At 69.3% G+C, this 25,977-nt stretch carries 26 protein-coding genes and 1 riboswitch; of the genes, 14 read left to right on the forward strand and 12 right to left on the reverse strand.

Annotated features, from left to right (window positions below; genetic code table 11):
- Positions 1–440: 440 nt before the first annotated feature.
- Complete coding sequence (locus KO481_RS03525; RefSeq protein WP_215915430.1) at positions 441–1,505, reverse strand: NAD(P)H-dependent amine dehydrogenase family protein; 1,065 nt, start codon at positions 1,503–1,505, stop codon at positions 441–443.
- A 10-nt stretch (positions 1,506–1,515) separates the two neighbouring features.
- A complete protein-coding gene (locus tag KO481_RS03530; RefSeq protein WP_215915431.1) occupies positions 1,516–2,304 on the reverse strand; it encodes an SDR family oxidoreductase in 789 nt (262 codons plus the stop codon).
- Between the two features lie 145 nt (positions 2,305–2,449).
- On the opposite strand from KO481_RS03530, the gene KO481_RS03535 reads away from it, so the two are divergent.
- The 4 genes from KO481_RS03535 (at position 2,450) to KO481_RS03550 (ending at position 4,703) form a co-directional block, all read left to right on the forward strand.
- Positions 2,450–3,082, forward strand: coding sequence for a TetR family transcriptional regulator (locus KO481_RS03535; protein ID WP_308166284.1), 633 nt, complete (start codon positions 2,450–2,452; stop codon positions 3,080–3,082).
- A 40-nt stretch (positions 3,083–3,122) separates the two neighbouring features.
- Positions 3,123–3,500, forward strand: coding sequence for a glyoxalase superfamily protein (locus tag KO481_RS03540; RefSeq protein ID WP_215915433.1), 378 nt, complete (start codon positions 3,123–3,125; stop codon positions 3,498–3,500).
- Positions 3,501–3,614: 114 nt separating this feature from the next.
- Positions 3,615–4,457 carry a DUF2752 domain-containing protein gene (locus KO481_RS44260; protein WP_308166285.1) on the forward strand — a complete coding sequence of 281 codons (843 nt, stop codon included), beginning with the start codon at positions 3,615–3,617 and terminating at the stop codon, positions 4,455–4,457.
- Between the two features lie 57 nt (positions 4,458–4,514).
- Entirely contained in the window at positions 4,515–4,703 is a 189-nt protein-coding gene (locus tag KO481_RS03550) for a hypothetical protein (protein ID WP_215915434.1), read from the forward strand.
- Positions 4,704–5,096: 393 nt separating this feature from the next.
- Here the strand turns inward: KO481_RS03550 and KO481_RS03555 are convergent, their stop codons facing one another.
- On the reverse strand, positions 5,097–6,416 hold the full coding sequence (locus KO481_RS03555; RefSeq protein ID WP_215915435.1) for an aminotransferase class V-fold PLP-dependent enzyme: 1,320 nt from the start codon (positions 6,414–6,416) through the stop codon (positions 5,097–5,099).
- Positions 6,417–6,463: 47 nt separating this feature from the next.
- Positions 6,464–6,577: riboswitch (SAM riboswitch) on the reverse strand.
- A 94-nt stretch (positions 6,578–6,671) separates the two neighbouring features.
- Here KO481_RS03555 and KO481_RS03560 point away from each other — a divergent pair.
- Entirely contained in the window at positions 6,672–7,334 is a 663-nt protein-coding gene (locus tag KO481_RS03560; protein ID WP_215915436.1) for a LysE family translocator, read from the forward strand.
- 1 nt (position 7,335) lies between these two features.
- Here KO481_RS03560 and KO481_RS03565 read toward each other — a convergent pair whose 3' ends face one another.
- The 3 genes from KO481_RS03565 to KO481_RS03575 form a co-directional block, all read right to left on the reverse strand.
- A complete protein-coding gene (locus tag KO481_RS03565) occupies positions 7,336–7,800 on the reverse strand; it encodes a flavin reductase family protein (protein WP_215915923.1) in 465 nt (154 codons plus the stop codon).
- Positions 7,801–7,906: 106 nt separating this feature from the next.
- The gene (locus tag KO481_RS03570) at positions 7,907–8,380 is read right to left on the reverse strand and encodes a YbaK/EbsC family protein (protein WP_215915437.1); all 474 of its coding nucleotides are present in this window, start codon (positions 8,378–8,380) and stop codon (positions 7,907–7,909) included.
- A gap of 40 nt (positions 8,381–8,420) precedes the next feature.
- Positions 8,421–8,741, reverse strand: a complete 321-nt coding sequence (locus KO481_RS03575) for a 2-oxo-4-hydroxy-4-carboxy-5-ureidoimidazoline decarboxylase (protein WP_215915438.1) — start codon at positions 8,739–8,741, stop codon at positions 8,421–8,423.
- A 175-nt stretch (positions 8,742–8,916) separates the two neighbouring features.
- Here KO481_RS03575 and KO481_RS03580 point away from each other — a divergent pair, with 175 nt between their 5' ends.
- Positions 8,917–9,738, forward strand: coding sequence for a crotonase/enoyl-CoA hydratase family protein (locus KO481_RS03580; protein ID WP_215915439.1), 822 nt, complete (start codon positions 8,917–8,919; stop codon positions 9,736–9,738).
- Between the two features lie 62 nt (positions 9,739–9,800).
- Here the strand turns inward: KO481_RS03580 and ppa are convergent, their stop codons facing one another.
- Entirely contained in the window at positions 9,801–10,292 is a 492-nt protein-coding gene (gene ppa / locus KO481_RS03585; protein ID WP_215915440.1) for an inorganic diphosphatase, read from the reverse strand.
- A gap of 210 nt (positions 10,293–10,502) precedes the next feature.
- Between ppa and KO481_RS03590 the strand changes: the two genes are divergently transcribed.
- From KO481_RS03590 to KO481_RS03610, 5 genes are all read left to right on the forward strand, one after another.
- Entirely contained in the window at positions 10,503–11,981 is a 1,479-nt protein-coding gene (locus KO481_RS03590) for a D-alanyl-D-alanine carboxypeptidase/D-alanyl-D-alanine-endopeptidase (RefSeq protein ID WP_215915441.1), read from the forward strand.
- 14 nt (positions 11,982–11,995) lie between these two features.
- Complete coding sequence (locus tag KO481_RS03595; RefSeq protein ID WP_215915442.1) at positions 11,996–13,114, forward strand: Rv3626c family coenzyme F420 biosynthesis-associated protein; 1,119 nt, start codon at positions 11,996–11,998, stop codon at positions 13,112–13,114.
- Positions 13,115–13,359: 245 nt separating this feature from the next.
- Positions 13,360–14,271 carry a tRNA lysidine(34) synthetase TilS gene (gene tilS, locus KO481_RS03600; protein WP_245400251.1) on the forward strand — a complete coding sequence of 304 codons (912 nt, stop codon included), beginning with the start codon at positions 13,360–13,362 and terminating at the stop codon, positions 14,269–14,271.
- Positions 14,272–14,320: 49 nt separating this feature from the next.
- On the forward strand, positions 14,321–14,875 hold the full coding sequence (hpt, locus tag KO481_RS03605; RefSeq protein WP_215915924.1) for a hypoxanthine phosphoribosyltransferase: 555 nt from the start codon (positions 14,321–14,323) through the stop codon (positions 14,873–14,875).
- Between the two features lie 627 nt (positions 14,876–15,502).
- A complete protein-coding gene (locus tag KO481_RS03610; protein WP_215915444.1) occupies positions 15,503–16,378 on the forward strand; it encodes a LysR family transcriptional regulator in 876 nt (291 codons plus the stop codon).
- Between the two features lie 18 nt (positions 16,379–16,396).
- On the opposite strand, the gene KO481_RS03615 is transcribed toward KO481_RS03610, so the two are convergent.
- On the reverse strand, positions 16,397–17,767 hold the full coding sequence (locus tag KO481_RS03615; protein WP_308166287.1) for an amidase: 1,371 nt from the start codon (positions 17,765–17,767) through the stop codon (positions 16,397–16,399).
- Positions 17,768–17,982: 215 nt separating this feature from the next.
- Between KO481_RS03615 and KO481_RS03620 the strand changes: the two genes are divergently transcribed.
- Entirely contained in the window at positions 17,983–20,355 is a 2,373-nt protein-coding gene (locus KO481_RS03620; RefSeq protein WP_215915446.1) for a serine/threonine-protein kinase, read from the forward strand.
- Between the two features lie 23 nt (positions 20,356–20,378).
- Entirely contained in the window at positions 20,379–21,098 is a 720-nt protein-coding gene (locus tag KO481_RS03625; protein WP_245400252.1) for a nucleoside/nucleotide kinase family protein, read from the forward strand.
- A 75-nt stretch (positions 21,099–21,173) separates the two neighbouring features.
- On the opposite strand, the gene KO481_RS03630 is transcribed toward KO481_RS03625, so the two are convergent.
- From KO481_RS03630 to KO481_RS03645, 4 genes are all read right to left on the reverse strand, one after another.
- Positions 21,174–22,067 carry a PfkB family carbohydrate kinase gene (locus KO481_RS03630; protein ID WP_215915447.1) on the reverse strand — a complete coding sequence of 298 codons (894 nt, stop codon included), beginning with the start codon at positions 22,065–22,067 and terminating at the stop codon, positions 21,174–21,176.
- A 55-nt stretch (positions 22,068–22,122) separates the two neighbouring features.
- On the reverse strand, positions 22,123–22,953 hold the full coding sequence (locus KO481_RS03635; protein ID WP_215915448.1) for an SDR family oxidoreductase: 831 nt from the start codon (positions 22,951–22,953) through the stop codon (positions 22,123–22,125).
- Positions 22,950–24,551 (reverse strand): aldehyde dehydrogenase family protein, encoded by a 1,602-nt coding sequence (locus tag KO481_RS03640; RefSeq protein WP_215915926.1) that lies wholly within the window; start codon positions 24,549–24,551, stop codon positions 22,950–22,952. The genes KO481_RS03635 and KO481_RS03640 overlap by 4 nt, the downstream gene beginning before the upstream one ends.
- 153 nt (positions 24,552–24,704) lie before the next feature.
- Entirely contained in the window at positions 24,705–24,956 is a 252-nt protein-coding gene (locus KO481_RS03645; RefSeq protein ID WP_215915449.1) for a DUF2277 domain-containing protein, read from the reverse strand.
- Positions 24,957–25,117: 161 nt separating this feature from the next.
- Between KO481_RS03645 and KO481_RS03650 the strand changes: the two genes are divergently transcribed.
- On the forward strand, positions 25,118–25,939 hold the full coding sequence (locus tag KO481_RS03650; RefSeq protein ID WP_215915450.1) for a DUF1266 domain-containing protein: 822 nt from the start codon (positions 25,118–25,120) through the stop codon (positions 25,937–25,939).
- The last annotated feature ends 38 nt before the right edge of the window (positions 25,940–25,977 follow it).

A 25,977-nucleotide genomic window follows, 5' to 3' on the forward strand; every position in this document is an offset into this window, starting at 1 on the left:
CCGACTGCGGCTGGGGCGCGGCGATCGAACCAACACGCGCGCTTGCCGAAGCCGGCAAATCTGCTGGGTTCGCCTCCGCTCCGGCGTTGTTCACGATGCGCACTCCTGCCCGGCCCTAAACCCGTAAAGGCCCTCGGGTAAACGGTACCGCAATTTCACAGGAACGCCGGGGATCTCGAGAAGTGAACTCCGGGGCTGCTGGTGCGCGGAATGAAACAGCGTGCGGTTCAGGAAGAAATGCCGGGTGAAACCGGTCGCCGACGAAGACCGGTTCCACCCGGTGTTGATGACGTGTCAGTCACGTTAACGAAATGCGTTGATATACGAGCAACATCGACGGACCGTCCGGTCGGTCGGTACGCCGCGCCCGACGCGGCGACACCGCCCGGCCGCGGCCCAGACCAAGATCGTTCGGTCGCTGGCGATTTGCTTGATGGCGCTCAGGACACCAGTCCACGCCCGGTCGTGAGCGGGAGGTCGACCGCGGTGAGCAGCCCCGGTCGCGCTCGGACCACCGCGGGCACGGCGCTGACGAGCCGGGCCGCGGTGCCGACCAGCCCGGCGCGGGCGTGGTCGCCGCCGCTGTACAGCTGCAGGTCCAGCTGGTAATCGGGCTCGCCCTCGACTTCGACCCGGTAGCAACCCTTTCCGGCCGGTTGGGGCCAGTCGGGGGCGAGGTCCGGGTGCAGGCGGGTGATGTGCTCCAGCGCGAATACCTCCCGCCCCGAGCGGATTCCGCTGACCCGGAAGCGCAGCGCCGCGGCGGTACCCGGGGCGATCTTCCGGCCCGCCACCTCCAGCGGCTCGATGGCCGGGAGCCGCTCGAAATCCTGTGTCACGCTGTCGAGTTCGACATCGAGCGCGGCCGCCAGCTGACGGACGACGCTGCCCCAGGCCAGGGTCAGCACGCCGGGCTGCAGCAGCAGCGGCAGCTCGTCCAGCTCGCTGCCGAAGCCCATGATTTCGAACAGCACCTTCGGATTGTCGTAGGTGGAGTAGTCCATGAGCTCCGAGCAGACGACCCGGTCGATCCGCTCGCTGCCGCTGGTCAGCAGCAGCGGCAGCCAGTCGTTGGCCCAGCCGGGGTCGATGCCGTTGACCCACAGCGAGGCGCCGCCGGCCTCGGCCGCCTCGACGATGGGATCGATCGCCTCGGAAGGCAGTGTGCCGTACGGGAACTGCAGGAAGACCGGGCTGCTGGACACCACGTTGATGCCGGCGCGCAGGAACATCTTCAGATCCTCGACCGCCTCCATCAGCCGGTCGTCGGCCATGGCCGTGTGCACGATGCAGTCCGGTTGCAGCGCGATCAGCGCCTGGGCGTCGGTACTGGCCAGGACGCCGGTCGGGGTGTCCAGCCCGGCCAGTTCGGCCGCGTCCTTACCGGCCTTGGCCGAGCCGGACACCCAGACCCCGACGAGCTCGAGTTCGGGACGCGCGATGATGGATCGCAGCGACCAGCGCCCGACATTGCCTGTGCTCCACTGCACTACGCGATAGGTCATCGGCTTCTCCTCACAGATCCGGAAGTCCCAGTTCGAGATTCGGGTGTTCGATGCCACCGTCGACCTCGAGCACCTTGCCGGTGACGTACGAGCCCGCGCGCGAGCTCAGGTAGACGATGGCCGCGGCGATCTCCCACGGCTCGCCGAGCCGGTGCAGCGGCGTCGCGTCCTCCATCTTCTTCTTGATTTCCGGTTGCTGCGCAACGACATCCAGGGCCGAAGTGAGCACCGAGCCGACCGCGATGCCGTTGACCCGGATCCGCGGCGACAGGTCGGTGGCGGCCAGGCGGGTCCAGTGTGCGAGCGCGGCCTTGGCGGTGCCGTAGGCCAGGAAGCCGCGCCCGGCGGTGCGGCCCATCATCGAGGAGATGTTGACCACCGAGCCGCCGTCGTTGCGCAGCATGTGCGGTACCGCGGCCTGGGTGAGCGCGTGCGCGGTGGACACGTTGAAGCGGAAGGCCTCCTCCAGGAAGTCCGGAGTGGTGGTCATGAAGGTGTTCGGCATGGTGCCGCCGACATTGTTGACGACGATGTCGAGGCGGCCCAGTTCGGAGGCGGCCGTCTCGGCGAAGGCGGTGACGGCGGCCAGGTCCGACAGATCGCAGGGAACGGTGACGGCCTTGCGGCCCAGGGCGCGGATCTTGCCCGCGACCTCGTCCAACTGCTCGGTGGTGCGGGCCGCGATCGCGACGTCGGCCCCGGCCTCGGCGAGTGCCAGCGCGGTGGCCGCGCCGATGCCGCGCCCCGCGCCCGTGACGACGGCGGCGCGGCCGTCGAGTCGAAACATGTCCAGGATCATCAGGTGCTCTTTCGGCAGATGGTGAGCCGGCGGAGATTGCGGCGCCGGCGGGTAGGTGAATGCAGTGGTTCGGGTCACAGCAGTCTTAAGAATTAGTGCTTAACTGTCAAGGGCTTGTTCTTTAATGCCTGGTACTGTGCACTCCGTGGCAGAGACAACGGCACGTGATCGGATCCTGCTCGCGGCGGAGCGGCTGATCGCCGAACGCGGGCCGCAGGTCCCCCTGCGCGATATCGCCGCGGCCGCGGGGCAGCGGAACAACTCCGCGGTCCAATACCACTTCGGTTCCCGGGACGGGCTCATCGAGGCCGTGGTCGAACGGCGCATGGCCACCCTCGAGGTGCGGCGGCTGGAGCTGCTCGCCGAGCGCGCGGGCCGGGACGCGACCGAGGATGTGCACGCCCTGCTGGAGGTGCTGGTGGTGCCGATGTTCGAGCTGGTCGCCCGGCACGGAATCGGCCACTACGCGCGGTTTCTCGAACAGATCCGCACCCATCCGGCGGTCACCGACGAGGCCAATCTGAACGGTGAACGCCGCACGTCGGTGCGGGTGATCATGCACCGGCTCGAGCGTGGCCTGCCCGAACTCGCCGCGCAGTTGCGGGTGCGCAGGCTGCGGCGACTGCCCACCGCGTTGTTCGCGCTGCTCGCCGACCACGAGCGGGCCGTGGAGGACGGAATCGTCGACGCCGGGGACGTGACCGCATGGGCGGAGACCATCGACATGCTCGCCGGGCTGCTCACCGCCCCCGCCGTCGAACGCGCCCCTATCCGCTGAATAACGGATCCCGACCCCGGACTGTGCCAGCATCGAGCCCATGCCCGCCGACTCGATCCACCTCGCCGCCCCGATTCCCGTGCTGCGCATCTTCGACATCGCCAAGGCGTACGAGTTCTATTGCGGCTACTTGGGATTCGTCGTCGACTGGGAGCATCGCTTCGAAACCGCACTGCCGCTGTACGCGCAGCTGTCCCGCTCCTGCACGGTGATCCACCTCAGCGAACACCACGGCGACGGCACCCCCGGTTCTGTCGTCTGGATCGCCGTCGGCGACATCCACGGCCTGCAGGCCGAACTCGCCGCGAAGGACTACCCCTTCGCCCGCCCGGGCACGCCCGAGGACGGCCCCGGCGGCCCGGGCTTCGACCTCACCGACCCCTTCGGCAACCAGCTCCGCTTCGCCCAGCCGGAGTGAGCGGTCGAATCACCGCGGCCGTCGGCGATTTTCGATGTGACGCGACTGTGCTGAATTCACGCACGGCCGGATTGACGTGGCGAATCGCCGCGGCGGGCCGCTACCGTGAGAAATGTGGATAACTCGGGAGGGCATCCGGACGTGACGGGCGGCGGCGAACTGGACGACCGCAGGTTCAGCGAGCCGGCCGGACATTCGGTCGGTGGGCCGGCCGGAACCTGGGCGGGCAAGCCGGGCGCGCACCGGATCGTGCAGCCGGGTGAACCCCGCGCCGGTGGACCGAGCGGATCGTTCGTTGGCGGGGCGGGCGATTCTCTGGCTGGTGAGCCTAACCGGCTCTCAGCGGGCGAGCATGGCGTGGCCGGGACGGGCGGCCGACGCGCGGCCGCACCGGGTGGGCATCGGGCGGCCGGGACGGGCGGACATTCTGCGGTAGGGCCGAGTGCATATCGCGTAGCCGAGACCGGTGAACTTCGGGCGGATGAATCGCGGCGAGACCGGGTGGGCGAGCCGATGGGCGGTCCGCCGACTGTGGTCGGCGCCGTAGACAAGGCATCCGGCTGGCGGGCACTCGGCGCGCCGGCGCTGGTCGGGGGTGTCGCGTTTGCGGCGGCGGTGCTGGTGCATTTCCACGATCCGCATGTGCAGGGTTCCTACGGGGTCTGCCCGTTCTATGCGTTGACCGGGTGGTGGTGTCCGGGGTGCGGGGGGCTGCGGGCGATGCACAATCTGACCGAGGGTCGGATCCTGAACGCGGTGCACAGCAATGTCTTTCTGCTGCCGCTGATCCTGGGATTCACGCTGTGGTGGGGCGATTGGATGGTGCGCCGCTGGCGTGGTCGTCCGGGACGTTCGTTCACGATGAGCCGTACCACGCTGGCGATCGTGCTGACGCTGCTCGCGGCGTTCACGGTGCTGCGCAATACCCCCTGGGGCGCCTGGCTGGCGCCGGTCTAGGAGGACGGGTTGGTTGCTGCTGTGGGATCCGGCCGCACGGTCCGGCATGCTGGGACTATGGCCGATTCCCTGAAGGCTCGAATCCGCGAGAAACTGCTGCGCCAGCTGACCGAGGACGGCACCCCGGATCCCGAGTGGGACGATCCCCGGCAGATCGCGGTCGAATCCGATCTCGAGGCGCTCGACGCGGTCACCGAGGACGATCCGCTCGTGGAGGAACTGGCCGCCCGGTATCTCGTGCCGTAACAGGCTCGGGCACTTCGGAACTCGCGGTCGAGTCCGATCTCGAGGCGCTCGACGCGGTCACCGAGGACGACCCACTGGTCGAGGAGCTGGCGGCCAGGTACCTCATGCCCTCGGAGAGGCGCCCACCGGAGCTCACCGCCGATCCGCCGGGCGCGGCGAGCATCGCAATCGTGACCGGAACCCGCCGCGGATCGCGCCTGTTCCGCCGGGTGCGACGAGCATGCGCAATCGGGACCGGAACCCCGCGGACCGCGCCCGATCGGAAGGGAAGGATCGGCGTGCTTTTGCCAGCCGGATCGCCCCTTCGCGCCGCTGGTCGGCGACGACACACGCACCGTGCCATGGCCGACTACATCGCGTCGGGCTGCTACAGGTTCCGCCGCTGGCAGGCGGTCAGAAGGTGCAGGGCGCCGCGCCTGCGGCGGCCGCAGCGGCCAGGCCCGGGCGGGTCTCCGGTACCGGGTTCCACTGGCCCTCGGTGCAGGCGTAGTTCCAGGCGGGGCCCTGCTCGACCAGGGTCGCGACGGCCTCGATCAGGCGGTCCACGTCGGCGGCGGAGGTGCCCAGGCCGATGCTGGCTCGGAGCGCGCCGTCGACTCCGAGGCGGGCCAGCAGCGGGTGTGCGCAGAAGCGGCCGTCGCGCACGCCGATCCCGTGCTCGGCCGACAGATACGCCGCGACGCGTCCGGGCTCGAATCCGTCGAGGGTGAACGCGACGATGCCGACGCTGTCCTCGCTGTCGGACCAGATGCGCAGGAAGTTCACTCCCGCAATGGCATTCAGGCCGGCGCGCAGCCGATCGGCCAGCGCGCGCTCGTGTTCGACGGCGGTGCGCTCCTCGATCGCGCCGAGTGCGTCGCAGGCCGCGGCCAGGGCGGCGGCGCCCAGCACGTTCGGCGATCCGGCCTCGTGACGCTGCGGCGCGGGCGCCCATTCGGCGCCGCCCGTGGTCACCTCGCGCACGGCTCCGCCCCCGGCCAGATACGGGTCGGCGGCATCGAGCCAGTCGCGCCGGCCCACCAGCACGCCCGCGCCGAACGGCGCGTACAGCTTGTGGCCGGAAAACGCGAGGTAGTCGATTCCGGTGGCGCACAGGTCGATTCGGCGATGCGGCGCCAGCTGCGCGGCGTCGACCAGGATCCGTGCGCCGCACTGGTGCGCGATATCGGCCAGCCGGCGCAGCGGCAGCACCTCGCCGGTCACGTTCGAGGCGCCGGTAACGGCAAGCAGCGCAGCGGGTTTGGTGCACAGCTCGGCGACGACCCGGCGAATGGTCTCCTCGACGGTGTCCGCGGCCGGGACGACGCGGCGGCCGTGCCGGGTCCAGGGCAGGAAGTTGGCGTGATGTTCGATGTCGAGCACCACGGTGTCGCCGGGCACGCAGGAGGCCAGCAGGTTCAGCGAATCGGTGGTGTTGCGGGTGAAGACGACCACCTGGTCGTCGGCGCAGTGCAGAAAGCGGGCCACCGCGGTGCGGGAATTCTCGTAGCAGTCGGTGGAGATGCGCGAGGCGTATCCGGCGCCGCGGTGCACGCTGGCGTAGTACGGCAGCAGCTCGCTCACCCGGTCGGCGACCTGGGCCAGGGCCGGCGCGCTGGCGGCGTAGTCGAAGTTGGCATATTCGCGAGTTCCGCCCTGTACCAACGGAACTCGCAGATCGCATCCGGAAACGCGGGCGATCGGGGCACAGCTGGACGTGAGTACAGCAGTCATCACACAAATCCCTTCGGGACCAAGGGGACCCCGGGAAAGGTGAACGGAGTCCGCGCTTGCCGTGCCCGGTCGGGCTACGGCCCGGTCGTCACCCGGAGCACCCCGCCGCGGAGGAGGGTTGCCGACCAGCTAGCCGGGGCTTGACGCTGGTACTCATGACCTGTCCCGAGACTGGCAGACACCGCCCGTCGTTGTCAACTCCCGGCCGCGTCATATTCCCTTGCCATCCGCCATGAACTGCGGTTGCGTAGTCCGGTGAGTCCTTCCCTGCTACTCGGCTTCGTCGGCCTGTGCCTGCTGCTGGCCATCACTCCGGGGCCCGATACGTTCCTGGTCCTGCGCTACGCCATGGCCGGACGACGACCGGCGATCGCGGCGTCGCTCGGGTCGGCGCTGGGCGGCATCGCCTGGGCGGTTGTGGTCGCCGCCGGGGTCGCCACGCTGTTGGAGCAGTCCGCGACGGCCTACCGAATTCTCAAGGTGATCGGAGGAATCTACCTGCTGTACTTGGGAATTCGGACATTGCGCGAGCATCGCCGGACGAGGGCAGGGAAAACAGAACAGCTGCTTACCGATTCGGCGTTGGAGTCGGCCCCCGAGTCGATTTCCGCGCGCGGAACCGCTTCTGCGCGTTCTGCATTCACCGCAGGGCTGGTCTCCTGCCTCTTCAATCCGAAGGTGGGCCTGTTCTATCTCGCCGTGCTCCCGCAGTTCCTGACCCACGTCACCTTCACCGGCACGCTGACCCTCGGTGCGATCGAATCGAGCATCGCCGCAACGGAAATGGTGATCGTGGCCCTGGCCGCCGCCGGCGCGGTGGCCCTGCTGCGGCGCCCACGCGTACGAGATCGGCTGGAGCAGATCAGCGCCGGGATACTGGCGGCACTCGGTATCGGGACCATCGCGTCCGCCGGGTGAATCACTCCAGTCCGCGGGGGCGGTGATAGGACCCGTTGTAGTACAGCAGCGGCGCCGCGATGGGCGCGTCTTCGGTGTTGTCGTGCACGCGGGTGACCAGGCCGATGACCAGGGTGTGATCGCCGATCGGGAGCAGCTGGTGCACCGACGCGCGCACCCAGAGCGGGGTGCTGTGCAGCACCGGCTCGCCGGTCTCCAGCGTCGTCCACAGCGCGGAGTCGCTGAACCGTTCCTCCGCGCTGCGCGAAAACCGTTGTGCCAGATGCAGTTGGTGCTCGCCCAGGAAGTGCACGACCAGCGACCGGGCGGACAGCATGGCCTCGATGCTCGACGAGGTCTCGGCGATATTGAACGAGATCAGCGGGGGCTCGGCCGAGAGTGAGGCGAACGAGGTGGCCGTGAATCCGATGGGCCGGCCGTCCTGTTCGAGCGTGACGATCGTCACCCCGGCGGGGTAGTGCCGCATGGCGGCGCGGAACTCCGCCGCGGTGATACCGCTCAGATCTAGCTCACTCACAGTCCCAACCTACGTCGCGGGCCCGGCGGGTATTCCGGCATATGCCACTCACCGATCAGTCCACGTCGATCGCCAGGCCCGCAGTGATCCGCACGAGCTCGGAAAACGAGGTCCGGAACAAAGTATTGGGATGCCCACCGGCCGCCCACAGCTCGCGGTGGCGCGAGAGCGCGTTGTCCACATACGTCGACAGGTTGGTCGGATGCCCGACGGGCGCGACCCCGCCGATCGGCTGCCCGGTGACCGCGCGCACCACCTCGGCCGGGGCGCGGGTGAGCGTGCCCTGCAGCCGCTCGCCGGTGCGCTCCAGGTCGACCTGGTGCTCGCCGGACACCAGCAGCAACACCGGATCCTCGTCGAGCAGGAACAGCAGCGACTTGGTGATCGCACCCACCTCGACCCCGAGCGCCTGCGCGGCCTGCGCGGCGGTGTGGGTGGGCTCGTCCTGAGTGACGATCACGCCGTGGTGACCGCGGGCGATGAGAGTATCGGACACCCGAGCCGCGACGGCGGGCAACGACCTAGCCATGGCACCAGGGTAGAACCGATTTCGGCGCACTGCCGGGGGATCAGTATTCCGGATAGCCGAAGGTGGGCCCGAGCATCCGGTCGATGCGCATCCGGGTGATCCGCGCCAGCTCATCGGCGGTACGTCCGGAAACCGGCTCGCGCACAACCGAATCGAGGGATCGCTGCAGGTCGTGCGGCGATAGCGCGGACAATTCGAGGTCGGCCGCGGCGAGCAGGGCCGTGCGATCGGCGTAGGGCCGTTCGTCCGCGAGCTTGTTCGCCCAGGTGACGCTGGAACAGCATGCGAAGAGGGCGTGGACGGCTCGGGCGCGGGGGAGCGAGTTGAAGCGCTCCAGGCCGATGCCCCTGTACATCAACATGACCTGCCTCCGTTCGGCAACCGGCCGGCTCCGGGCGAGAACCGGGGACTGACGATCTTCATCCTGCGCCGGACGGGCAGGGGTAAGACACTGCGGCACAGCATATTCAGCACACCCTTCACACACTCTCGCGACGCGCTGAGGTGGCCTCGAACAGTGCCGCTACGCTGGGCGGATGAGTGATTGGAAGGCCTTCATCGTCGATCGCAAGGACCAGGTTGCGCGGGTCACACTGACCGGCCCGGGCAAGGGCAACGCCATGGGCCCGGACTTCTGGCGTGAGCTGCCGCTGATCTTCGCCGAGCTCGATGCCGACCCCGAGGTGCGCGCGGTGGTCCTCACCGGATCGGGCAAGCACTTCTCCTACGGCCTGGACCTGCCCGCGATGGCCCCGACGTTCGGGCCGCTGCTGGGCGAGCGCGCCCTCGCGGCCCCGCGCACCGCCTTCCTCGACGAGGTCCGCCGCATGCAGGCCGCGGTGACGGCGGTCGCCGACTGCCGCAAGCCGGTCGTGGCCGCGGTCAGCGGCTGGTGCATCGGCGGCGGCCTGGATCTGATTGCCGCCGCGGACATCCGGCTGGCCAGCGCCGAGGCGAAGTTCAGCCTGCGCGAGGCGAAGGTTGCCATTGTCGCGGACATCGGCTCGCTGCACCGGCTGCCCGGCATCATCGGCGAGGGCCACGTGCGCGAGCTCGCCCTGACCGCCAGGGACATCGACGCCGCCCGCGCGGAGAAGATCGGCCTGGTCAACGACGTCTACCCGGATCAGGACGCGGTGCTCGAGGCCGCGCACGCGCTGGCCGCCGAGATCGCGGCGAATCCGCCGCTGGTGGTGCAGGGCATCAAGGACGTGCTCGATCAGCCGCGCGCGGGGCGGGTGGCCGACGGGCTGCGCTACGTCTCGGCGTGGAACGCGGCCTTCCTGCCCTCGGAGGATCTGACCGAGGCGCTGCAGGCCGTCTTCGAGAAGCGTCCCCCGAACTATCAGGGGAAATAGACACGCTGACGACATCCGGTCCGGGGACCGGATGTCGTCTCGGGCATGCCCGATGGGGGCACTCAGTGCCCGCCCTGCTCCTTCAGGCGGGCGAAGGCCTCCTCGACGAGCGTCTCGGCCTTGGCGCGATCGCCCCAGCCGTCGACCTTGACCCACTTGCCGGGCTCGAGGTCCTTGTAGTGCTCGAAGAAGTGCTCGATGGCCTTGCGGTCGAACTCCGGGATGTCCGAGACATCCTGGATGTGGTTCCAGCGCTTGTCGCCCGCGGGCACGGCCACGACTTTCTCGTCGCCGCCGGCCTCGTCGCTCATCAGCAGCACGCCGACCGGGCGGGCCTCGACGATGACGCCCGGGAACACCGACTCCGGCAGCAGCACCAGGCAGTCCAGCGGATCGCCGTCGGAGCCGAGGCTGTTCTCCACGAAGCCGTAATCCGCGGGGTAGACCATCGGGGTGTAGAGATAACGATCCAGCCGTACCCGGCCGGTCTCGTGGTCGACCTCGTACTTGTTGCGCTGACCCTTGGGGATCTCGATGGTGACATCGAACTCCACGTCATCTCCTTCGTCTGATGCTCGTATCCAACTGGCGGCTGCCTCCCTCGACTACCGCAGGCAGGCTTCGACTCGCCAACTCGTTCGGCAGAACGCTGGCGAAGTGAGGATAGTGTGGTCGGTGGGCGCTGGGGTGCGGCAGGGACTCGATTTCGCACGTCTCAGCCGACGACGGCCGCGGCGCGAGCAGCTTAGGGAGATTACGGTCAGGTGGCAGGTCGAAGCAGGAAGAACATCGGTGGTCTCGCGACCCGGCGGCGGCGCAAAGTCTGGATCGGGGTGAGCGCCGGACTGGTCGTGGTGGTGGCCGCGGCCGCGACGGCGCTGGTCATCGTCAAGCCATGGACCGAGGAGTTCCGGCACGGCGGCCTGAAGATCGCGGCCGCACCCGCACCGCAGGCACCCTCGCCGCGGCTGTCCGCCGCGTCGTCGACCGCACCCGCACCGTCCCAGACGGGCCTGGCCTCGGCGCTGGCCCAGGTGGTCGCGAACCCGGACCTGGGCGCGTTCAGCGGCTCGGTGACCGACGCCGCCACCGGCACGGTGCTGTGGAAGAAGGATTCGGACAAGGCGATCATCCCGGCCTCGACCACCAAGGTCCTGACGGGCGCGGCGGCGCTGCTCGTACTGCCCGCCGATCACCGCATCACCACGAAGGCGGTGTCGAGCCCCGACTCGAACGAGCTGGTGCTCGTCGGCGCCGGTGATCCGACCCTGACCGCCCAGGCCAACGGCAAGGGCTACTACCCCGACGGGCCCAAGCTCTCGGACCTGGTGTCCCAGATCCAGTCCTCCGGTCGCACCTTCGGCAGCGTCGTGGTCGACACCTCCGCCTACGCCGGACCGTCGCAGGCGCCGGGCTGGGACCCGGCCGACATCGCGGGCGGGTCGTGGGCGCCGATCGAACCGGTCATGCTCGAGGGCGGCCGCCTGAACCCGATGGTCGAATACTCCCCGCGCACCCCGACTCCCGCGCTGGACGCCGGGCGGCGGCTGGCCCTCGCACTGGGCATCGATCCGGCGAAGGTGCACGCGGGCAAGGCCCCGGCCGACGCGACGCCGGTCGCGCAGGTGCAGTCCGCGCCGCTGTGGGAGCGCCTGACCCAGATGATGACCGACTCCGACGACGTCGTCGCCGAGGCGATCGGCCGCGAGATCGCGGCGGCCACCGGCGGCCAGCCGTCCTTCGCGGGCGCCGCGCAGGCCGTGCTGACCGCCCTGAACGCCGCCGGATTCGACACCGCCGGGACGGTCCTGCGCGACACCAGCGGGCTGTCCACCGACGACCGCATCCCGTCCCGGCTGCTGGACAAGATCATCGCCCAGGCCGCCGCCGGGCCGCAGGGCGTCGCCTCGGCCAACGGCACCCCGAGCGCCACCGTCGTCAGCACCGGCGGTTCCCCGAGTTCGGGCAATCCGCTCGGTCCGCTGCTGGACTACCTGCCGGTCGCGGCGGGCACGGGCTCGCTGGCCTTCCGGTACACCACGCCCCCGAGCAATGTCGCGGCCGGATGGGCGCGGGCCAAGACCGGAACTCTGTCGGTCTCGAACGCGTTGGCAGGGTATGTCCTGGACAAGGACGGCAGGGTGCTGACCTTCGCGCTGATGTCGAACGACAAGCCGCAGGATGCGAGCCGGGCGGCACTGGACGCCGTCACTGCCACGCTGCGCAACTGTGGATGCTCCTGACGGGTGGATGACCTATGACCGGACCCGAAGACACCGCCGACCGGCACGAACAGGTGCTGGTCGAGGCCGCGACCGGCGGGCTGGCCGATAGGCCCAGGCGCTCGGCGCTGGCAGGCGCGGTCGACTGGCAGCTCGCCGCCCGCGCCGGCGCGGCCTTGGTGCCCGCGGGGCCCCGGATCTCGCGCTATTCGGCCGAACAGGTTGTCGCGGAACTCGTTTCGGCCTCCGCGCGAGCCGAGGGGCCGGTGCGGGAGGTCAGTCTGCTCACGGACGACCGGCCGGTGCCCGCCGCGCGCATCGTGGACCGGCCCGGCTGGATCCACGCGGCCGCCGATTCGATGTCCCAGCTCACCGGCCTCGGCGAGGGCGGGCGGCTGCGCGGCAAACCCGCAGGGGTGCAGGCGGGCGCGATGCTGGCCTTCCTGTCCACGGCCATCCTGGGCCAGTACGACCCGTTCAGCGGGCCGGACGGCACGCTGCTGCTGGTGGCCCCGAACATCGTGATGGTGGAGCGCGCCCTGGGCGTCTCGCCCGCCGACTTCCGGTTGTGGGTGTGCCTGCACGAGGTGACCCACCGGGTGCAGTTCTCCTCGGCGCCGTGGCTGGCCGGGTACATGAAGCAGAACGTCGAGGTGCTCGGCGATGTGGGCGACGAGCCGCTCAACGAGATGCTGAACCGCCTGCTGGACGAGGTGCGCGAGCGCCGTCGCGCGGGCGCCGACGACTCCGATCCCGCCAATCGCGGGGTACTGGGCCTGCTGCGCGCCACCCAGGCCCCGCCGCAGCGCGCGGCGCTGGACCGGCTGCTGATGCTCGGCACCCTGCTCGAGGGCCACGCCGACCACGTCATGGATGCGGTGGGCCCGGCGGTCGTCCCGACCGTGGAGCAGATCCGGCGCGCATTCGATCGGCGGCGGCGTCGTCCGGCGAATCCGATTCAGCGGTTGCTGCGCGCGCTGCTCGGCGTGGATGCCAAGGTGGCCCAGTACGTCCGGGGCAAGGCGTTCGTGGACGGAGTGGTCGAGCGGGTCGGCATGGAGCGGTTCAACACCGTGTGGACCGATGCGGAGACGCTGCCGCGGACGGATGAGATCGCCGACCCGCAGCGGTGGGTCGACCGGGTGCTGGGCTGAGGATGGGACGGCCGCCGGGCGGGGCGCGGGCGGATCGTCCGGGGAGTGGTCGCGACGCGACGATAGGCCCGCCGCCGGGGTCGGTGCGCGGGATGGATCCGCCGGACGATGGCACGGTACTCGAGTCCGAATCGGCAGGCTCGCCAGGGAGCGGCGTGCCGGTGTGGCGGTCCGCCGCCGGGTTCGCCACACGGTTGCCCGAAACGCCAGCGGCACTGGAGGTTCGGCATGCGGTGCGGGATTGGATGGCACGGTATGCGCCGACGGGTGTGGTTGCGGTCGGGTTGTCCGGGGGTGCGGATTCGCTGGCGCTGACCGCGGCGGCCGTTGCGGAGGCCGAGGTCGTCGATGCGCTGATCGTGGATCACGGGTTGCAGGCGGGGTCGGACGCGGTGGCCGTCGCGGCCGCCGCGGCGGCGCGGTCGTTGGGATGCCGCTCGGCGCGGGTGCTGACCGTCGAGGTCGGTGGTGCGGGCGGGCTCGAGGCTGCGGCCCGCGAGGCTCGGTATGCGGCCCTGGCGGCCGCGCGCGGGGGGCTGCCGGTGCTGCTCGGGCACACCCTCGACGACCAGGCCGAGACGGTGCTGCTGGGCCTGGCCCGGGGGTCCGGCGGCCGGTCCATTCGTGGGATGGCCGAATTCGCCGACCCCTGGGGGCGGCCGCTGCTGAGGGTGCGGCGTACGGCTACCCGGGAGCTGTGTGCGGATCTGGGATTGCGGCCGCATGAGGATCCGCACAACGTCTCGCCGGAATTCGCCCGGGTGCGGCTGCGTACCGAGGTGCTGCCGCTGCTCGAGGAGGTGCTGGGGGGTGCGGTCGCCCCGGCGCTGGCCCGCACCGCGGAGCAGCTGCGCGAGGACGGCGCGGTCCTCGACGAGCTTGCCGAGAAGTTGCTGATCTCCGCAACTGATGGCAGTGCGCTGTCTGTCGAGACGCTCGCCACTGCCGTGCCCGCCCTGCGCCGCCGGGCCATCCGGGCCTGGTTGCTGGCCGGTGGTGCAAAAGCGCTGACAGACAAGCATTTACGAGCGATCGATGCGCTCGTCACCGACTGGCGTGGCCAGGGCGGGGTCGCCGTCGGCGGCGCGAAACCGGGGACGAGGTTGGTTGCCCGGCGTGAACATGGGAAGCTGACAATGGCGTTTACACCACAGTGATCCGGTGGTCGGGATCATCGCCGGATCGTCACCGAAGGGAACCGCGCACGTGTATGGGGACGACATCGCGTCGGTATTGATCACCGAGGAGCAGATCCAGGCGAAGGTCGGCGAGCTCGCCGAACTGATAGCCAAGAGATATCCCTCGGACGCACCGGAGGGTGACCTGCTGCTGGTGGGCGTGCTCAAGGGCGCGATCTTCTTCATGACGGACCTGGCGCAGGCCCTGCCGATACCCACCCAGATGGAATTCATGGCCGTCTCCTCCTACGGCTCGTCCACCTCGTCCTCGGGCGTGGTCCGCATCCTCAAGGACCTCGACAAGGACATCGCCGGCCGCAACGTCCTGATCGTCGAGGACATCATCGACTCGGGCCTGACCCTGTCCTGGCTCAAGCGCAACCTTTCCAGCCGCAACCCGGCCTCCCTCGAGGTGGTCACCCTCCTACGCAAACCCGACGCCCTGCGCACCCACGTCGACGTGGCGCACGTCGGCTTCGACATTCCCGACGAATTCGTCGTCGGGTACGGGCTGGACTACGCCGAGCGGTACCGGGACCTGCCGTACATCGGGACGCTGGACCCGAAGGTGTACAGCAGCTGATCCTGACGCCACGAGGCAAGAGCATGACCGCGAGTCTGCCCGCTGCGAGTAAGCACCGGGGACAGGATTCGTATCCCTTCCACCGCAAGGGCATTCGGTCGATTACTGGCCGCGCTGGTCGCTACCTGGGCGGGAGATGAACAGGCCGCCGACGGTGGAGCTCAGAGCCAATAGGTGATGCGGATGGCGGCACCGTCCAATGTTGGGCGCAACTCGCGGACGCCATCACCGAGATAACGAGCGCGGCCCACGATGTCTACTTGCGGCTGATGCCGATGGTCGAACCGGCTTTGGCTGAAAATGTGACTAAATTCACAGTTTTATCAGATGTGCTGCATGTCCCGTTGGGGTCGTTGTTGCTGGGGGTGGCGATCGGCTGGTCGGTGGAGGGGGAGTTGGTGATGCCGAGGGGGTGCGGTGGCGGTTGTCGCTGGTTGCTCGGTCGTCTTGGCGGCTGAATTGACAAGCGGAGGGGATGGCTGGCAGTTCGCGGAGGTGGGTGCGCGTCCGATTTGCGAAGGCAATATGCTGTCGTTAACAAACTTCATGGCTGTTTCGAACCTAGATTCAAGACCTGAGGGCTCGATACGGCTGGATTTCCAACACCGATTCTGATAGCAAGGGGCTATGGACCCGCATTTGCGCGACCTGCGGTATTTCGTCGCCGTCGCTGAGGAACTGCACTTCACCAACGCCGCTCAGCGGCTGCACATCGCGCAGCCGACGCTGTCCCGGCAGATTCGCCAGCTCGAGCGCCAGCTCGACGTGGTGCTGTTCGATCGCAATCAGCGCAGTGTGGCGCTCACCGTTGCCGGTAAGGAGCTGCTCGAGGGGGCCCGCAAGATCCTCGAGCTCTGGGAGGTCACCAACGTCGCCCTCCAGGAGGCGGGCGAGGTGTTGCGCATCGGTATTCAGAGCTCGATCGGCCGCGGCCTGATCGCCGACCTCGAGAGCGCGAGCGGGCATCGGCTCGCGATGCATTCGGCGTCCTGGACCGATCCCTCCAGCGGTCTGGCCAGCCGCCAGGCCGATCTGGCGCTGATGTGGCTGCCGGTCCCGGATTCGGGCCGCTACCGCTGGCAGGTGCTGCGCGCCGAGGCGCGGTGGGTGCTGTTGCCGGAGAGCCATCCGCTGGCCGATCGCGAGACCATCGACTTCGCCGACCTGGCCGACGAAGCGTTCATCGCGATGCCCGCCGAAGCCGGTGCGGCGCGCGAGTTCTGGCTCGGCGGCGATGCCCGCGGCGGGCGTCAGCCCCGGATCGGTGGCGAGGCCGCGACCGCGGAAGAGCGCCTCGAGGCGGTAAGCCTCGGCCTGGGCGTGTGCCTGCTGGCCGAGAGCAACGTGCCCATGTATCGCTGGCCCGGCCTGTCCGCGCGCGCGGTCTCCGGCCTGCCGCCGTGCGAGCTGGCCGTGGCGTGGCGCGCCGACGACGATCGGGCCACCATCCTCGACTTCGCGAACCGCGTCATCACCGGCGGCTTCAACGAGTTGGCCGCCTGATACCGCTGCGGGAGTCCCTTAGGGCGCGGTGCGTCTCCACGGCCGCGCCGACTCGAGCTGCGCGGCCAGGCGCAACAGCGTGGACTCGCTCCGCGGCGGACCGGCCAGCTGCGCGGCCAACGGCGTGCCGGTGCGCGGATGAATCCCCATCGGCACGCTGATCGCGGGCCAGCCGACCAGATTCCACAACGGCGTGAACGGCGAATATCCCGCGCTCACAAGGGCATTCGGTAGCCAGCCGGTGCGGTGCCAGGCCACCGCGCGCGGCGGCGGGCCGGCCAGGGTGGGTGTGATCACCACATCGTGCTGATCGAAGTAGTCCAATAGTCGGGCCTCGATGCGGTCGACCTGCCCCGGACGTATCAATCCCGCGCGCAGTACCGCACGGCCGATGGCCACATGGGTGCGGGTGCGGCGCTGGAGTAGTTCCGGATGCGCGGTCGCGTCCGCCTCGCGCGCGGCATTCGCGACCCAGCGCAGCGCCAGCGCCACGGTGGCGCCCGCATAGGGTAGCGGCGCCTGGCGCACGGTATGTCCGGCCGCCGCGGCGCTCGCGGCCGCCAGCGCCGCCGCACCGGCCCACTGCCCATCGACCCGGATCAGCGGCGACGGCGATCCGGCGGCCAGGGCGATCCGCAATCCGCTGGCCGGTTCCAGGTCGGCGAGTGCGGGCTGATCGGCCAGCACCGAGAGCACCAGTGCGGCGTCGGCGACGGTCGTGGCCAGCACGCCGTTCTCGATCATGCCGCCCCACGAGTCGAGGCCGACCTCCGAGGGCACCACGCTCCGTCCCGGTTTGATGCCGACGACCCCGCAGGCCGCGGCGGGAATGCGGATCGAACCGAGGCCGTCGTTGCCGTGCGCCACCGGCACCAGTCCGGCCCCGACCGCCGCCCCGGACCCGCCCGAGGAGCCACCGGCGCTGTAGCGAATGTTCCAGGGGGACCGGGTGATCCGCTCCGGGGTGTCGGTCGTGCCGAACAGGCCGAGTTCGGTCAGTTCGGTGAGCCCGACGACCACCGCTCCGGCCTGCCGCAGCCGGCGCACCACCGGATGATCCGCGGCGGCGGGACGGTCGGGGCCCGCCAGCGAGCCGCCGCGGGTCACCTCGCCCGCGACATCGATGTTGTTCTTCACCGCGATCGGCACGCCCGCGAGCGGCAGCGCGTCGAGGTCGGGACGGTCGGCCAGCGCGTGCGCCTCCGCGAGGGCGCGCTCGGTGCGAACGAGACTGAAAGCATTGATCTTCGGATCCCCGAGCCCGATCCGTTCGAGGGCGGCCTCGACGATCCCTTCGGGCCGGGCGGCGCCGTCGCGGACCGCGGCCGCGATGGCCACGGCCGTGAGCGGGCCCGGTGAGTCCGCGGCCGGGGTGTCGTTCGCGCTCACCGGAACCTCCTGAACGGCGGGAGACACTGATGTGGTCGAAAATGCGCCACTGATTGCGGCGCCCTCGTTCTGCATACTGTCAAGCCCCCGTCGCGTCGTGGTCGAAATGGGCCGAATAGGTGCTGGTGCGCAAATTATCATTCCGGCAACGGCTAGGGGATGATGGTGGGAGGCGTGGCGGAATCGCACTGCTCGCACACGTGTTAGGTGCACAGATGAGCAAGAGTCTCGACCCGGGCGACAGGTTCGGGCAATCTGCGGACGGAACGGAATTCGGCGCCGCTGCCGAATTTGCCGCCGCCTGGGAGATGGCCGCTCATCCTCCGGAAATCGCCGACTATCTACCCGACGCGCAGACCCTCCGGCTGGGCGCCCTGATCGATCTGATCCGGGTGGATCTGCGTCATCGCTGGCTGCGCCACCCCGCAGGTCGAAGAGCGACCGACCAGAACGTTTCTGCGACCTCGCCCAAGCGGCTGTACGACTACTGTTCCGAATTCCCGGAGCTGACGCCGGAATCTCTGCCCGCGGACCTCGTGTACGAGGAATTCGTCATCCGGCGGCACAGCGGCGAGCGGGTGGACCCCCGGGACTGCCTGCGCGAGTATCCCGGACACGCCACCGAGCTGCGCGGGCTGCTCAATGCCGACCACGAGGACCAGAGCACCCGCAGGCCCGGCCTGGCCGCCGTCGAATCGCCGGGAACCCTGAGCGAGGCGACCCGGACCACCGCCGACCTCACCGCGCCGTACACCCCGGACAGCCTGGAGCGGATCGAAATCGGCCAGCACATAGACGATTTCGATCTGCTGACCGAGCTGGGCAGCGGCGCCTTCGCGCGGGTGTTCCTGGCCCGGCAGCGCTCGATGCGGCGGCTGGTGGCGGTGAAGATCTCCGCGGACCGCGGCAGCGAGCCGCAGACGCTGGCCCAGCTCGACCATGACTACATCGTGCGCGTCTACGACCAGCGGCTGCTGCACGACGCCTCGGCCGAACGCGGCTCCCGCGCCCTGCGCCTGCTGTACATGCAGTTTCTACCGGGCGGCACCCTGCTGAATGTGCTGCGCTGGGTGCGGGTGACGCCGCCCGCCGAGCGTTCCGGGCAGCTGCTGCTGGACGCGGTCGACGCGGCGATGGAGGAGAAGGGCGAGATCCGGCTGACCGATTCCAGTGTGCGTGACGAGATTTCGGCGCTGAGCTGGCCGGAGACCGTGGCCTGGCTGGGTCGCCGGCTCGCCGAGGCGCTGGGATACGCCAACGCCAACGGTGTGCTGCATCGCGACGTCAAACCCGCCAATATTCTCCTGACCGCCGAGGCGGTGCCCAAGTTCGCCGACTTCAATATCAGCTACAACCGCGATCAGGAGGACTCCAGCCCCACCAGCTACTTCGGCGGATCGCTGTCGTACATGTCGCCCGAACAGCTCGCGGCCTGTCATCCCGAATATGGCCGCAGCGCGGCCGATCTGGATACCCGCTCCGACATCTATTCGCTCGCGGTGGTGCTGTGGGAGTTGCTCACCGGCGAGAAGCCGTTCGACGATCCCCCGGCCGCCGAAACGGGCCGGAGCGAGGGACAGATGCTGCAGGCGATGCTGGACGCCCGCGAGCAGGGCGTGGGCGCCGATGCGCTGCGGCGGCTGCCGCCGGACTGCCCCGCCGCCCTGCGCCGGGTCCTGCTGATGTGCCTGGAATCGGAGCCCGAGCGCCGGTGGAGCGACGGGGCCGTGCTGGCCAAGCAATTCGAGCTGTGCCTGGATCCGATCGCCCGCGATCTGGTGGATCCTCCCGAGCACAGCTGGCGGCGCCGGCTCCGGCCGTGGCGGATCGTCATCGTCGCGCTCGCGATCATCGTTCCCAATGTGCTGGCCTCGCTCTACAACATCTACTACAACGAGATGCAGGTGATCAACCTGCTGCCGGACCGTCCGCGTCATCAGTTCGCGGTGATCACCACTCTGGTCAACGCCACCCTGTTTCCGCTGGGCACGGTGATACTCGTGTATCTGTGCCGGCGCGTGATCACGGTCCTGCGCGGATTGGAGACCGGGCGCGCATATGACGCCGATACTCTCCGGCGCGCACGCAGGGACCTGCTGCGGGTCGGTGAGTGGGCGGTGTTCATGGCCTTTTCGCTCTGGATCCTCTCGGGGACCGCATTCGTCGTGGGGCTGTGGCTCACCGCCGGCGGCATTCCGGCCTGGTCCGTGATGCATCTGATCGCCTCCCACGTGCTGTGCGGGGCGATCGCGATGGCGTACCCGTTCTTCCTCATCACCTTCTACGGGGTGCGATGCATCTACCCGATGTTCCTGCACCGCGGGCATGTGAGCGAGGAGGACGTGGTCTGGCTGCGCCGGTTGAATCGGCACGCCAGCCTGTCCGTGGCCATCACGGCGGCGGTGCCCCTGCTGACCATCGCGACGGTCACCTTCATTCCGATCTCGGAGATATCCAGCGTCATCGTCCCGGTGCGGTTCCTGAGCCTGGGCTGCATCATCGGGTTCGCCGGGGTGTACGCGATGTTCAGATCGCTCGAGGACGACCTGAAGGCGCTGGTGCGAGTGACCGATCCGCGTATGCGGTAATTGCGGGCGGACGCGAGGGGGCGATGAATCCGATCCTGCCGATCGGCGGCGCCGTCGCCGGTAAGGTCGGCGGGATGATCCGCAATGATGCTGGGATGTCGCTGGATATGCTTGCCGAGCGGGTACGGGAGCATGCGAGCGGCCACGGCGGACGATTCGTGCTGGGGATCGCCGGGCCGCCCGGCGCCGGGAAATCCACTCTCGCAGCGGCTTTGCGGGACACCCTCGAGGCGGGCGTGGCGGAGGTGGCGCCGATGGACGGGTTCCACCTGAGCAACGCCGAACTGCGGGCCGCGGGTGCGCTGGCGCGCAAGGGGGAACCGGATACCTTCGATGTTCGGGGATACCTCGCCGCGCTCCGCAGGCTGCGGGAAACCCCGCTCGGACAGCCGGTTTCGTGGCCGGTATACGACCGCGTACGGCACGAGCCGGTGCCCGGGGGCGTGGTGTTCGACGGGCAGCGGATCGTCATCACCGAGGGGAACTATCTACTGCTCGACGTCGGGGCGGGTGGCTGGTCGCAGGTGCGTCAGTATCTGGATGAGGCCTGGTACCTGGATGTTCCGGTGACCGTGCTGCATAAACGGCTGCTGCGCAGGCACATCCGCGGCGGTAAGAGCGTCGCGACGGCCGAAACCAAGGTGGCGCAGAGCGATCTGCGCAATGCTGAACTGGTCGCTGGGACCCGTGACAGCGCGGACCTCGTGCTGCGCGCCGAGGGCCGGAAGTTCGCCGTGATCTGATCGGTCCGGATGAGCCGATTCGCCAGGTCGGCCGGTCCGGTCCGGCGCGGGTGATTCCTGTCGGAGCCGATCGATTCAGGCCGATGTCGGATGATCGGTATCCGGCAGCTGCGAGATCCAGGTGCGGGTGCCCAGGGAGCCACAGGCCAGCGAGGCGATCCCGGCCGCGCTGCGCAGTGCCTCCGGAAAAGCTTGTCCCGCAACGTGATAGTGGCAGAATGCGCCGTGCATGATGTCCCCGGCGCCGAGCGTGTCGACCACGGGGCACGCGATGACCTCGATCGTGCCGCGCTCGCCCGTCGTCGAATACGGAATCGGTCCGGCGCCGTGGGTGATCGCGGCCGACGTCACGCCCCGCTCGTGCAGATAGTCGAACAGCCCCTCGGTCCCCGGCTCGGCATGCGGCGGCGCGAAGGCCGCGGAGCAGATGGCGATGTCGACCAGGCGCAGCAGTGCCGCATGCGAATCGCGCCAGCGCCCCGCGTCCAGGACCACGGGTACGCCGCGCGCGCGGGCGGCCGACGCGAAGCCGAAGGCCAGCTCCGGATAGTGCCCGTCCACCAGGACCACCTCGGCGTCGTTGAGCGGTCCCAGATGCGTCGAGTCGAAGGGTGCGGCGATGGTGGACCCGTCGAGCGAGACGATCGTGCGCGTGCCCGCCGCGGTCGCCACGACGATCGAGGATATCGGCGGGCGATGCCGGGCGCCGGGCGTCGCGTCCAGCGGCGCGACGCCGTACTCGTCCAGGTCGTGCCGGATGACGTGCGCCAGCTGATGTTCCCCGAGCGCGGTGATCAGGGTCGGCGTGCGCCCCGACAGGGCCGCGTAGGCGACCGCCGCGTTGGCCGCGGGGCCGCCCGCGCCGAGGAACTGGTCTTGCGCCTGGGTTTTCGTGTCCTCCTGTGGATAGCTCGCCACCGTGTAAGCGATATCGAGTGTGGACAGCCCGACGAAGACCGCTGTTGCCATGCGCTCGACCTTAGCCGGGCCCGGGCCGGCCGCGCCCGGGACGACGCCGCGCGGGCTATTCGCGCACCCGGTCCTCGTACGCCTTGCGCGCCGCGGCGTCGACATCGTCGAGGAACGCCCGCTGGGAGCCGAGCGCGCGGCCGATGGCATCGCCCCAGCTCTGCGGGAGCATCCCGACCACCTGCGAGATCACCCCGGCCGTCGTGGTCACGCGCACCTTCGCCCGGGGCGCGAGGAGCAGCTTGACCACCGCGGCCGCGATCTCCTCCGGTTCGGCCGCGCGCAGCAACTTGGGTGCGTTCACGCCCGAACCCAGTTCGGTGTTGGTGAGCGTCGGCAGCACCGAGGACGCCGAGACGCCGCTGCCGCGGTACTCCTCCCGCAGTGTGTCGGTGAAGCCGAGTACGGCGTGCTTACTGGCGTTGTAGGTGGCCAGGCCGGGCAGGTGGGTCTCGCCGGCGAGCGAGGCGATGTTGATGATGTGGCCGCTGCGCCGCGGCAGCATCCGGGCCAGCGCCAGCTTGGAGCCCAGCACGACGCCGTACACGTTGATGTCCAGGATGCGCCGGGTGATCGCGTCGGGCTCGTCGACCACCCGGCCGGTGGGCATGATTCCCGCATTGTTGATCAGCACGTCGATCGGCCCCAGCTGCCGCTCGACCTCGTCCAGGAAACTCGCGAAGGACTGCTGATCGGTGACGTCGAGGCGACCGTAATGCTCGAAATCGCCTGCGGCGCCGGAATTCTTGACCGCCGACTCGTCCACGTCCCCGATGGCGACGACCGCGCCCAGCCGGTGCAGCGCGGTGGCGGTGGCCAGGCCGATGCCGCGCGCGCCGCCGGTGATCACCACGACCTTGCCGCGGATGGTGCCGGTGTCGGTCATTTGCCCTTACCTCCAACGGTATTGATCACGTCCAGGATGCCCAGGCGCCGCATGCCGCGCGCTCCGGCGGCCCGCATCGTGGTCAGGGCGATGCCGAGTTTGGCCGCGCTGTACGGGAACCAGAACATCTCCTTCTGCTGGGTGGGGAGCATCGGGACGGTGAGCGCCTGCTTGCGGCAGTACTTGCGCAGGCCCTCGGGACCGCCCAGACGGGTGCCGATGCCCGACTGCCCCCAGCCGCCCATGGGCAGCGCGAAGTTGAAGATATTGGAGAAGACGTCGTTGACATTGACCGCGCCCGCATTCAATTGCCGCGCAACGCGTTCCCCGCGCGCCTTGTCGCCGGTCCACACCGTCGCGGACAGTCCGTATTCCGAGTCGTTCGCCAGCGCGACGGCTTCGGCCTCGTCGGCCACCTTCATCACCGGCAGCGTGGGCCCGAAGGTCTCCTCGGTCATGCACGTCATGGTGTGATCGACGTCGACCAGCACGGTGGGCTCGAAGAACGTGCCGACCCCGGTCGCCTGTCCGCCGGTCAATGCCTTGGCGCCCTTGGCGATCGCCTCCTCGACGTGCCGGGTGACAATGGCCTGCTGCGCGGCGTTGGCCAGCGCGCCCAGATCGTGCTCGAACCTGCGCCCGTCCAGGCCCTGGCGCAGCTCGCGCACGTGCGCGGTGAGCTTGCCGACGAACTCCTCGTACACCGGCGCCTCGACGTAGACCCGCTCCACCGAGACGCACACCTGACCGGCGTTGAACAGCCCGCCGAACGCGATTCCGTATGCGGCACGGTCGATATCGGCGTCGGCGAGCACGATGGCCGGATCCTTGCCGCCCAGCTCCAGGCTGTAGGGAATGAGTCGTGCGGCACAGGCCGTCGCGATCCGCCTGCCGGTCGCGGTGGAGCCGGTGAACTGGACGAAGTCGACGTTGTTCACCACGGCCGCACCGGTTTCCGCGGCCCCGGTGATGACCGTGAACACCCGTGGCGCGCCGATCTCGGCCCATCCGCGCGCGAGCTCGACGGCCGAGAGCGGTGTCACCTCGGAGGGCTTCAACAGCACCGCGGCCCCGGCGGCCAGCGCGGGAATCACATCCATCGCGGGCATGGCGAGCGGGAAGTTCCACGGCGTGATCACCCCGACCACCGGATAGGGCCGGTAGACGGTGGTCAGGCGCTTGACCCGAGCCAGCGGACTGTGTGGGGACGGATGGTCGTCGGCGAGAAATTTCTCGGCGCGGCGGGCGTAGTAGCCCAGCAGATCCGCGGCATAGCTGGGATCGATGAGGGCGTCGGCCCGCGGTTTGCTGGTCTCGGACTGCAATACGTCGGCGAGCCGGTCGGTGTTGTCCAGGATCCAGTCCTGCAGCTTCAGCAGCCACTCCTTGCGGCCCTGCGCGCCGATGGCCTCCCATGCGGGCTGATGCCGCCGCAGTTCTCGGACCGCGTCGGCCACCGTGTGCGCCGAATCGACCCCGACACTGCCCACGACCTCGCCGGTCGCGGGGTTGTGCACCGCGATCTCGAGCGCCGGCGGTTCCGCAGGGGTCGAAGGGCCGGGCTCCGGCGTCTGCGCCGCTCGACGGGGTGCGGCCATGCTCGGGGCGGACTTGCTCGGTTCACTATCGGACACGATCTGCTCTCCCACCTGCGCTGCGATGCGACTGTGAATCAAGTCACCGAGATTCGATCGTGGCACAGTCCGGCGCCGGGCAGTCGGCACTATCGGTCAAGCTTTACGACCGATAGCTCAGTCGGTGCTCGCCAGGCGTCGCAGCGGCGGCTCGTTCGATGGGGGAACCCGGCGGTCGGGTAGCTCCGCCAGCAGAGTGGTGGTCGCCGCGGCCACGGCCTCGACCGCCTTGTCGAACGCCGGTTTCGTCGTCGAGGACAGGCCCGTCAGTCCACCGACCTTCCGCACGTATTGCTGTGCGGCCGCGTAGATCTCCTGCTCGGTGGCAGCTGGCTCGAGCCCACGCAGGACGGTGATGTTCCTACACATGGCGCCGACATTAGTCCTGGGTGCGGCGTCGCGACAGAGCAACAATTCGGCAGAATCGAAAACTGTGTGTCTCATGTGCGCCGTGTGCCCGGACCGACTGTCCGACACGGTCTACGCGGAATAGCGAACCCGACCAAGATCGATGGGACACAATCGGTGGCATGGCTGCCCGCGACCTGCCGACGCTGACCACATTTCCCTACGAGGAGCTGGACCGCCGCGAGGACGATCACTGGTCCGGTGCGCAGGTTTCCGACGACGAACTGCGCGCCCTCTCGCTCGGTGCGTTCTATTCCGCGCGCTGGGACGCGTTCCACGACGCGCTGCTGCTGGGCCCCGAGCGCGAGCATCCGCTCGGGGATCGCCGCGAACTGGCCATCGACACGCTGACGGGCGCCTGGGGAATCACCGACGGCGCCGAGGCGATGGCGTCGATGGAACAGTTGCTGGACGGCATGCACGGCCCGCTGTACGCGATGGTGCATCCGCTGGTGATGGCCTCGATCAACTCGCCCGAACGCGACCGCTTCGGGGAGCGGGCCGATCGGCACCGGGCCTTCCTGCGGCAGGTCGGCGCGTTTCGGGGGATGGACAACCCCGAGGCGCTGGTGCGCGATTACGACATCTGGTCCCAGGCGATCAAGCTGGGCCTGGTCGACCATCTGGTGCAGCCGCTGCCCTCGGATATCCAGGCGTGGGATCTGGCGCGCGTGGTCGCGGTGGCGCGGATGGCGTTCACCGCCGGATACCTCGATGCCGACGTGTCCTGGGACTACATCATGCGGGCGCTGACCCCGGCGCAGCGGCGCTACCGCAACTGGCGGCAGTTCGGCGACGCCTACCTCACCGGCTGGACCTACTGGCAGGCCTGCGAGGACCTGGCCGAACTCAAGTCCGGCGGCGTGGACCGGCGGCTGGAACTGATCCGGCTGTGGCAGCGTCAGACCTCGCCGTGGCGGCGAATCTCCCTGCAGCCCGAATGATCCCGAGCGATCTCTCTGCGGCCCGGCTGATCCGGCGT

It is taken from the genome of Nocardia albiluteola, assembly GCF_018860155.1.
In the GTDB taxonomy this organism is placed as follows: Bacteria; Actinomycetota; Actinomycetes; order Mycobacteriales; family Mycobacteriaceae; genus Nocardia; species Nocardia albiluteola.

Excerpts from the sequence above, each read along its gene's own strand:
- KO481_RS03620 (WP_215915446.1), top strand. The coding sequence starts at position 17,983 with ATGAGCAAGAGTCTCGACCCGGGCGACAGGTTCGGGCAATCTGCGGAC.
- KO481_RS03530 (WP_215915431.1), bottom strand. The coding sequence starts at position 2,304 with ATGATCCTGGACATGTTTCGACTCGACGGCCGCGCCGCCGTCGTCACG.
- KO481_RS03650 (WP_215915450.1), top strand. The coding sequence starts at position 25,118 with ATGGCTGCCCGCGACCTGCCGACGCTGACCACATTTCCCTACGAGGAG.
- KO481_RS03555 (WP_215915435.1), bottom strand. The coding sequence starts at position 6,416 with ATGACTGCTGTACTCACGTCCAGCTGTGCCCCGATCGCCCGCGTTTCC.
- tilS (WP_245400251.1), top strand. The coding sequence starts at position 13,360 with ATGGCACGGTATGCGCCGACGGGTGTGGTTGCGGTCGGGTTGTCCGGG.
- KO481_RS03565 (WP_215915923.1), bottom strand. The coding sequence starts at position 7,800 with ATGCGGCACTACCCCGCCGGGGTGACGATCGTCACGCTCGAACAGGAC.
- KO481_RS03610 (WP_215915444.1), top strand. The coding sequence starts at position 15,503 with ATGGACCCGCATTTGCGCGACCTGCGGTATTTCGTCGCCGTCGCTGAG.
- KO481_RS03625 (WP_245400252.1), top strand. The coding sequence starts at position 20,379 with ATGAATCCGATCCTGCCGATCGGCGGCGCCGTCGCCGGTAAGGTCGGC.
- KO481_RS03645 (WP_215915449.1), bottom strand. The coding sequence starts at position 24,956 with ATGTGTAGGAACATCACCGTCCTGCGTGGGCTCGAGCCAGCTGCCACC.
- KO481_RS03550 (WP_215915434.1), top strand. The coding sequence starts at position 4,515 with ATGGCCGATTCCCTGAAGGCTCGAATCCGCGAGAAACTGCTGCGCCAG.
- KO481_RS03640 (WP_215915926.1), bottom strand. The coding sequence starts at position 24,551 with ATGGCCGCACCCCGTCGAGCGGCGCAGACGCCGGAGCCCGGCCCTTCG.
- KO481_RS03540 (WP_215915433.1), top strand. The coding sequence starts at position 3,123 with ATGCCCGCCGACTCGATCCACCTCGCCGCCCCGATTCCCGTGCTGCGC.
- KO481_RS03635 (WP_215915448.1), bottom strand. The coding sequence starts at position 22,953 with ATGACCGACACCGGCACCATCCGCGGCAAGGTCGTGGTGATCACCGGC.
- KO481_RS03595 (WP_215915442.1), top strand. The coding sequence starts at position 11,996 with ATGACCGGACCCGAAGACACCGCCGACCGGCACGAACAGGTGCTGGTC.
- KO481_RS03570 (WP_215915437.1), bottom strand. The coding sequence starts at position 8,380 with ATGGCTAGGTCGTTGCCCGCCGTCGCGGCTCGGGTGTCCGATACTCTC.
- KO481_RS03525 (WP_215915430.1), bottom strand. The coding sequence starts at position 1,505 with ATGACCTATCGCGTAGTGCAGTGGAGCACAGGCAATGTCGGGCGCTGG.
- KO481_RS03630 (WP_215915447.1), bottom strand. The coding sequence starts at position 22,067 with ATGGCAACAGCGGTCTTCGTCGGGCTGTCCACACTCGATATCGCTTAC.
- KO481_RS03575 (WP_215915438.1), bottom strand. The coding sequence starts at position 8,741 with ATGTTGATGTACAGGGGCATCGGCCTGGAGCGCTTCAACTCGCTCCCC.
- KO481_RS03580 (WP_215915439.1), top strand. The coding sequence starts at position 8,917 with ATGAGTGATTGGAAGGCCTTCATCGTCGATCGCAAGGACCAGGTTGCG.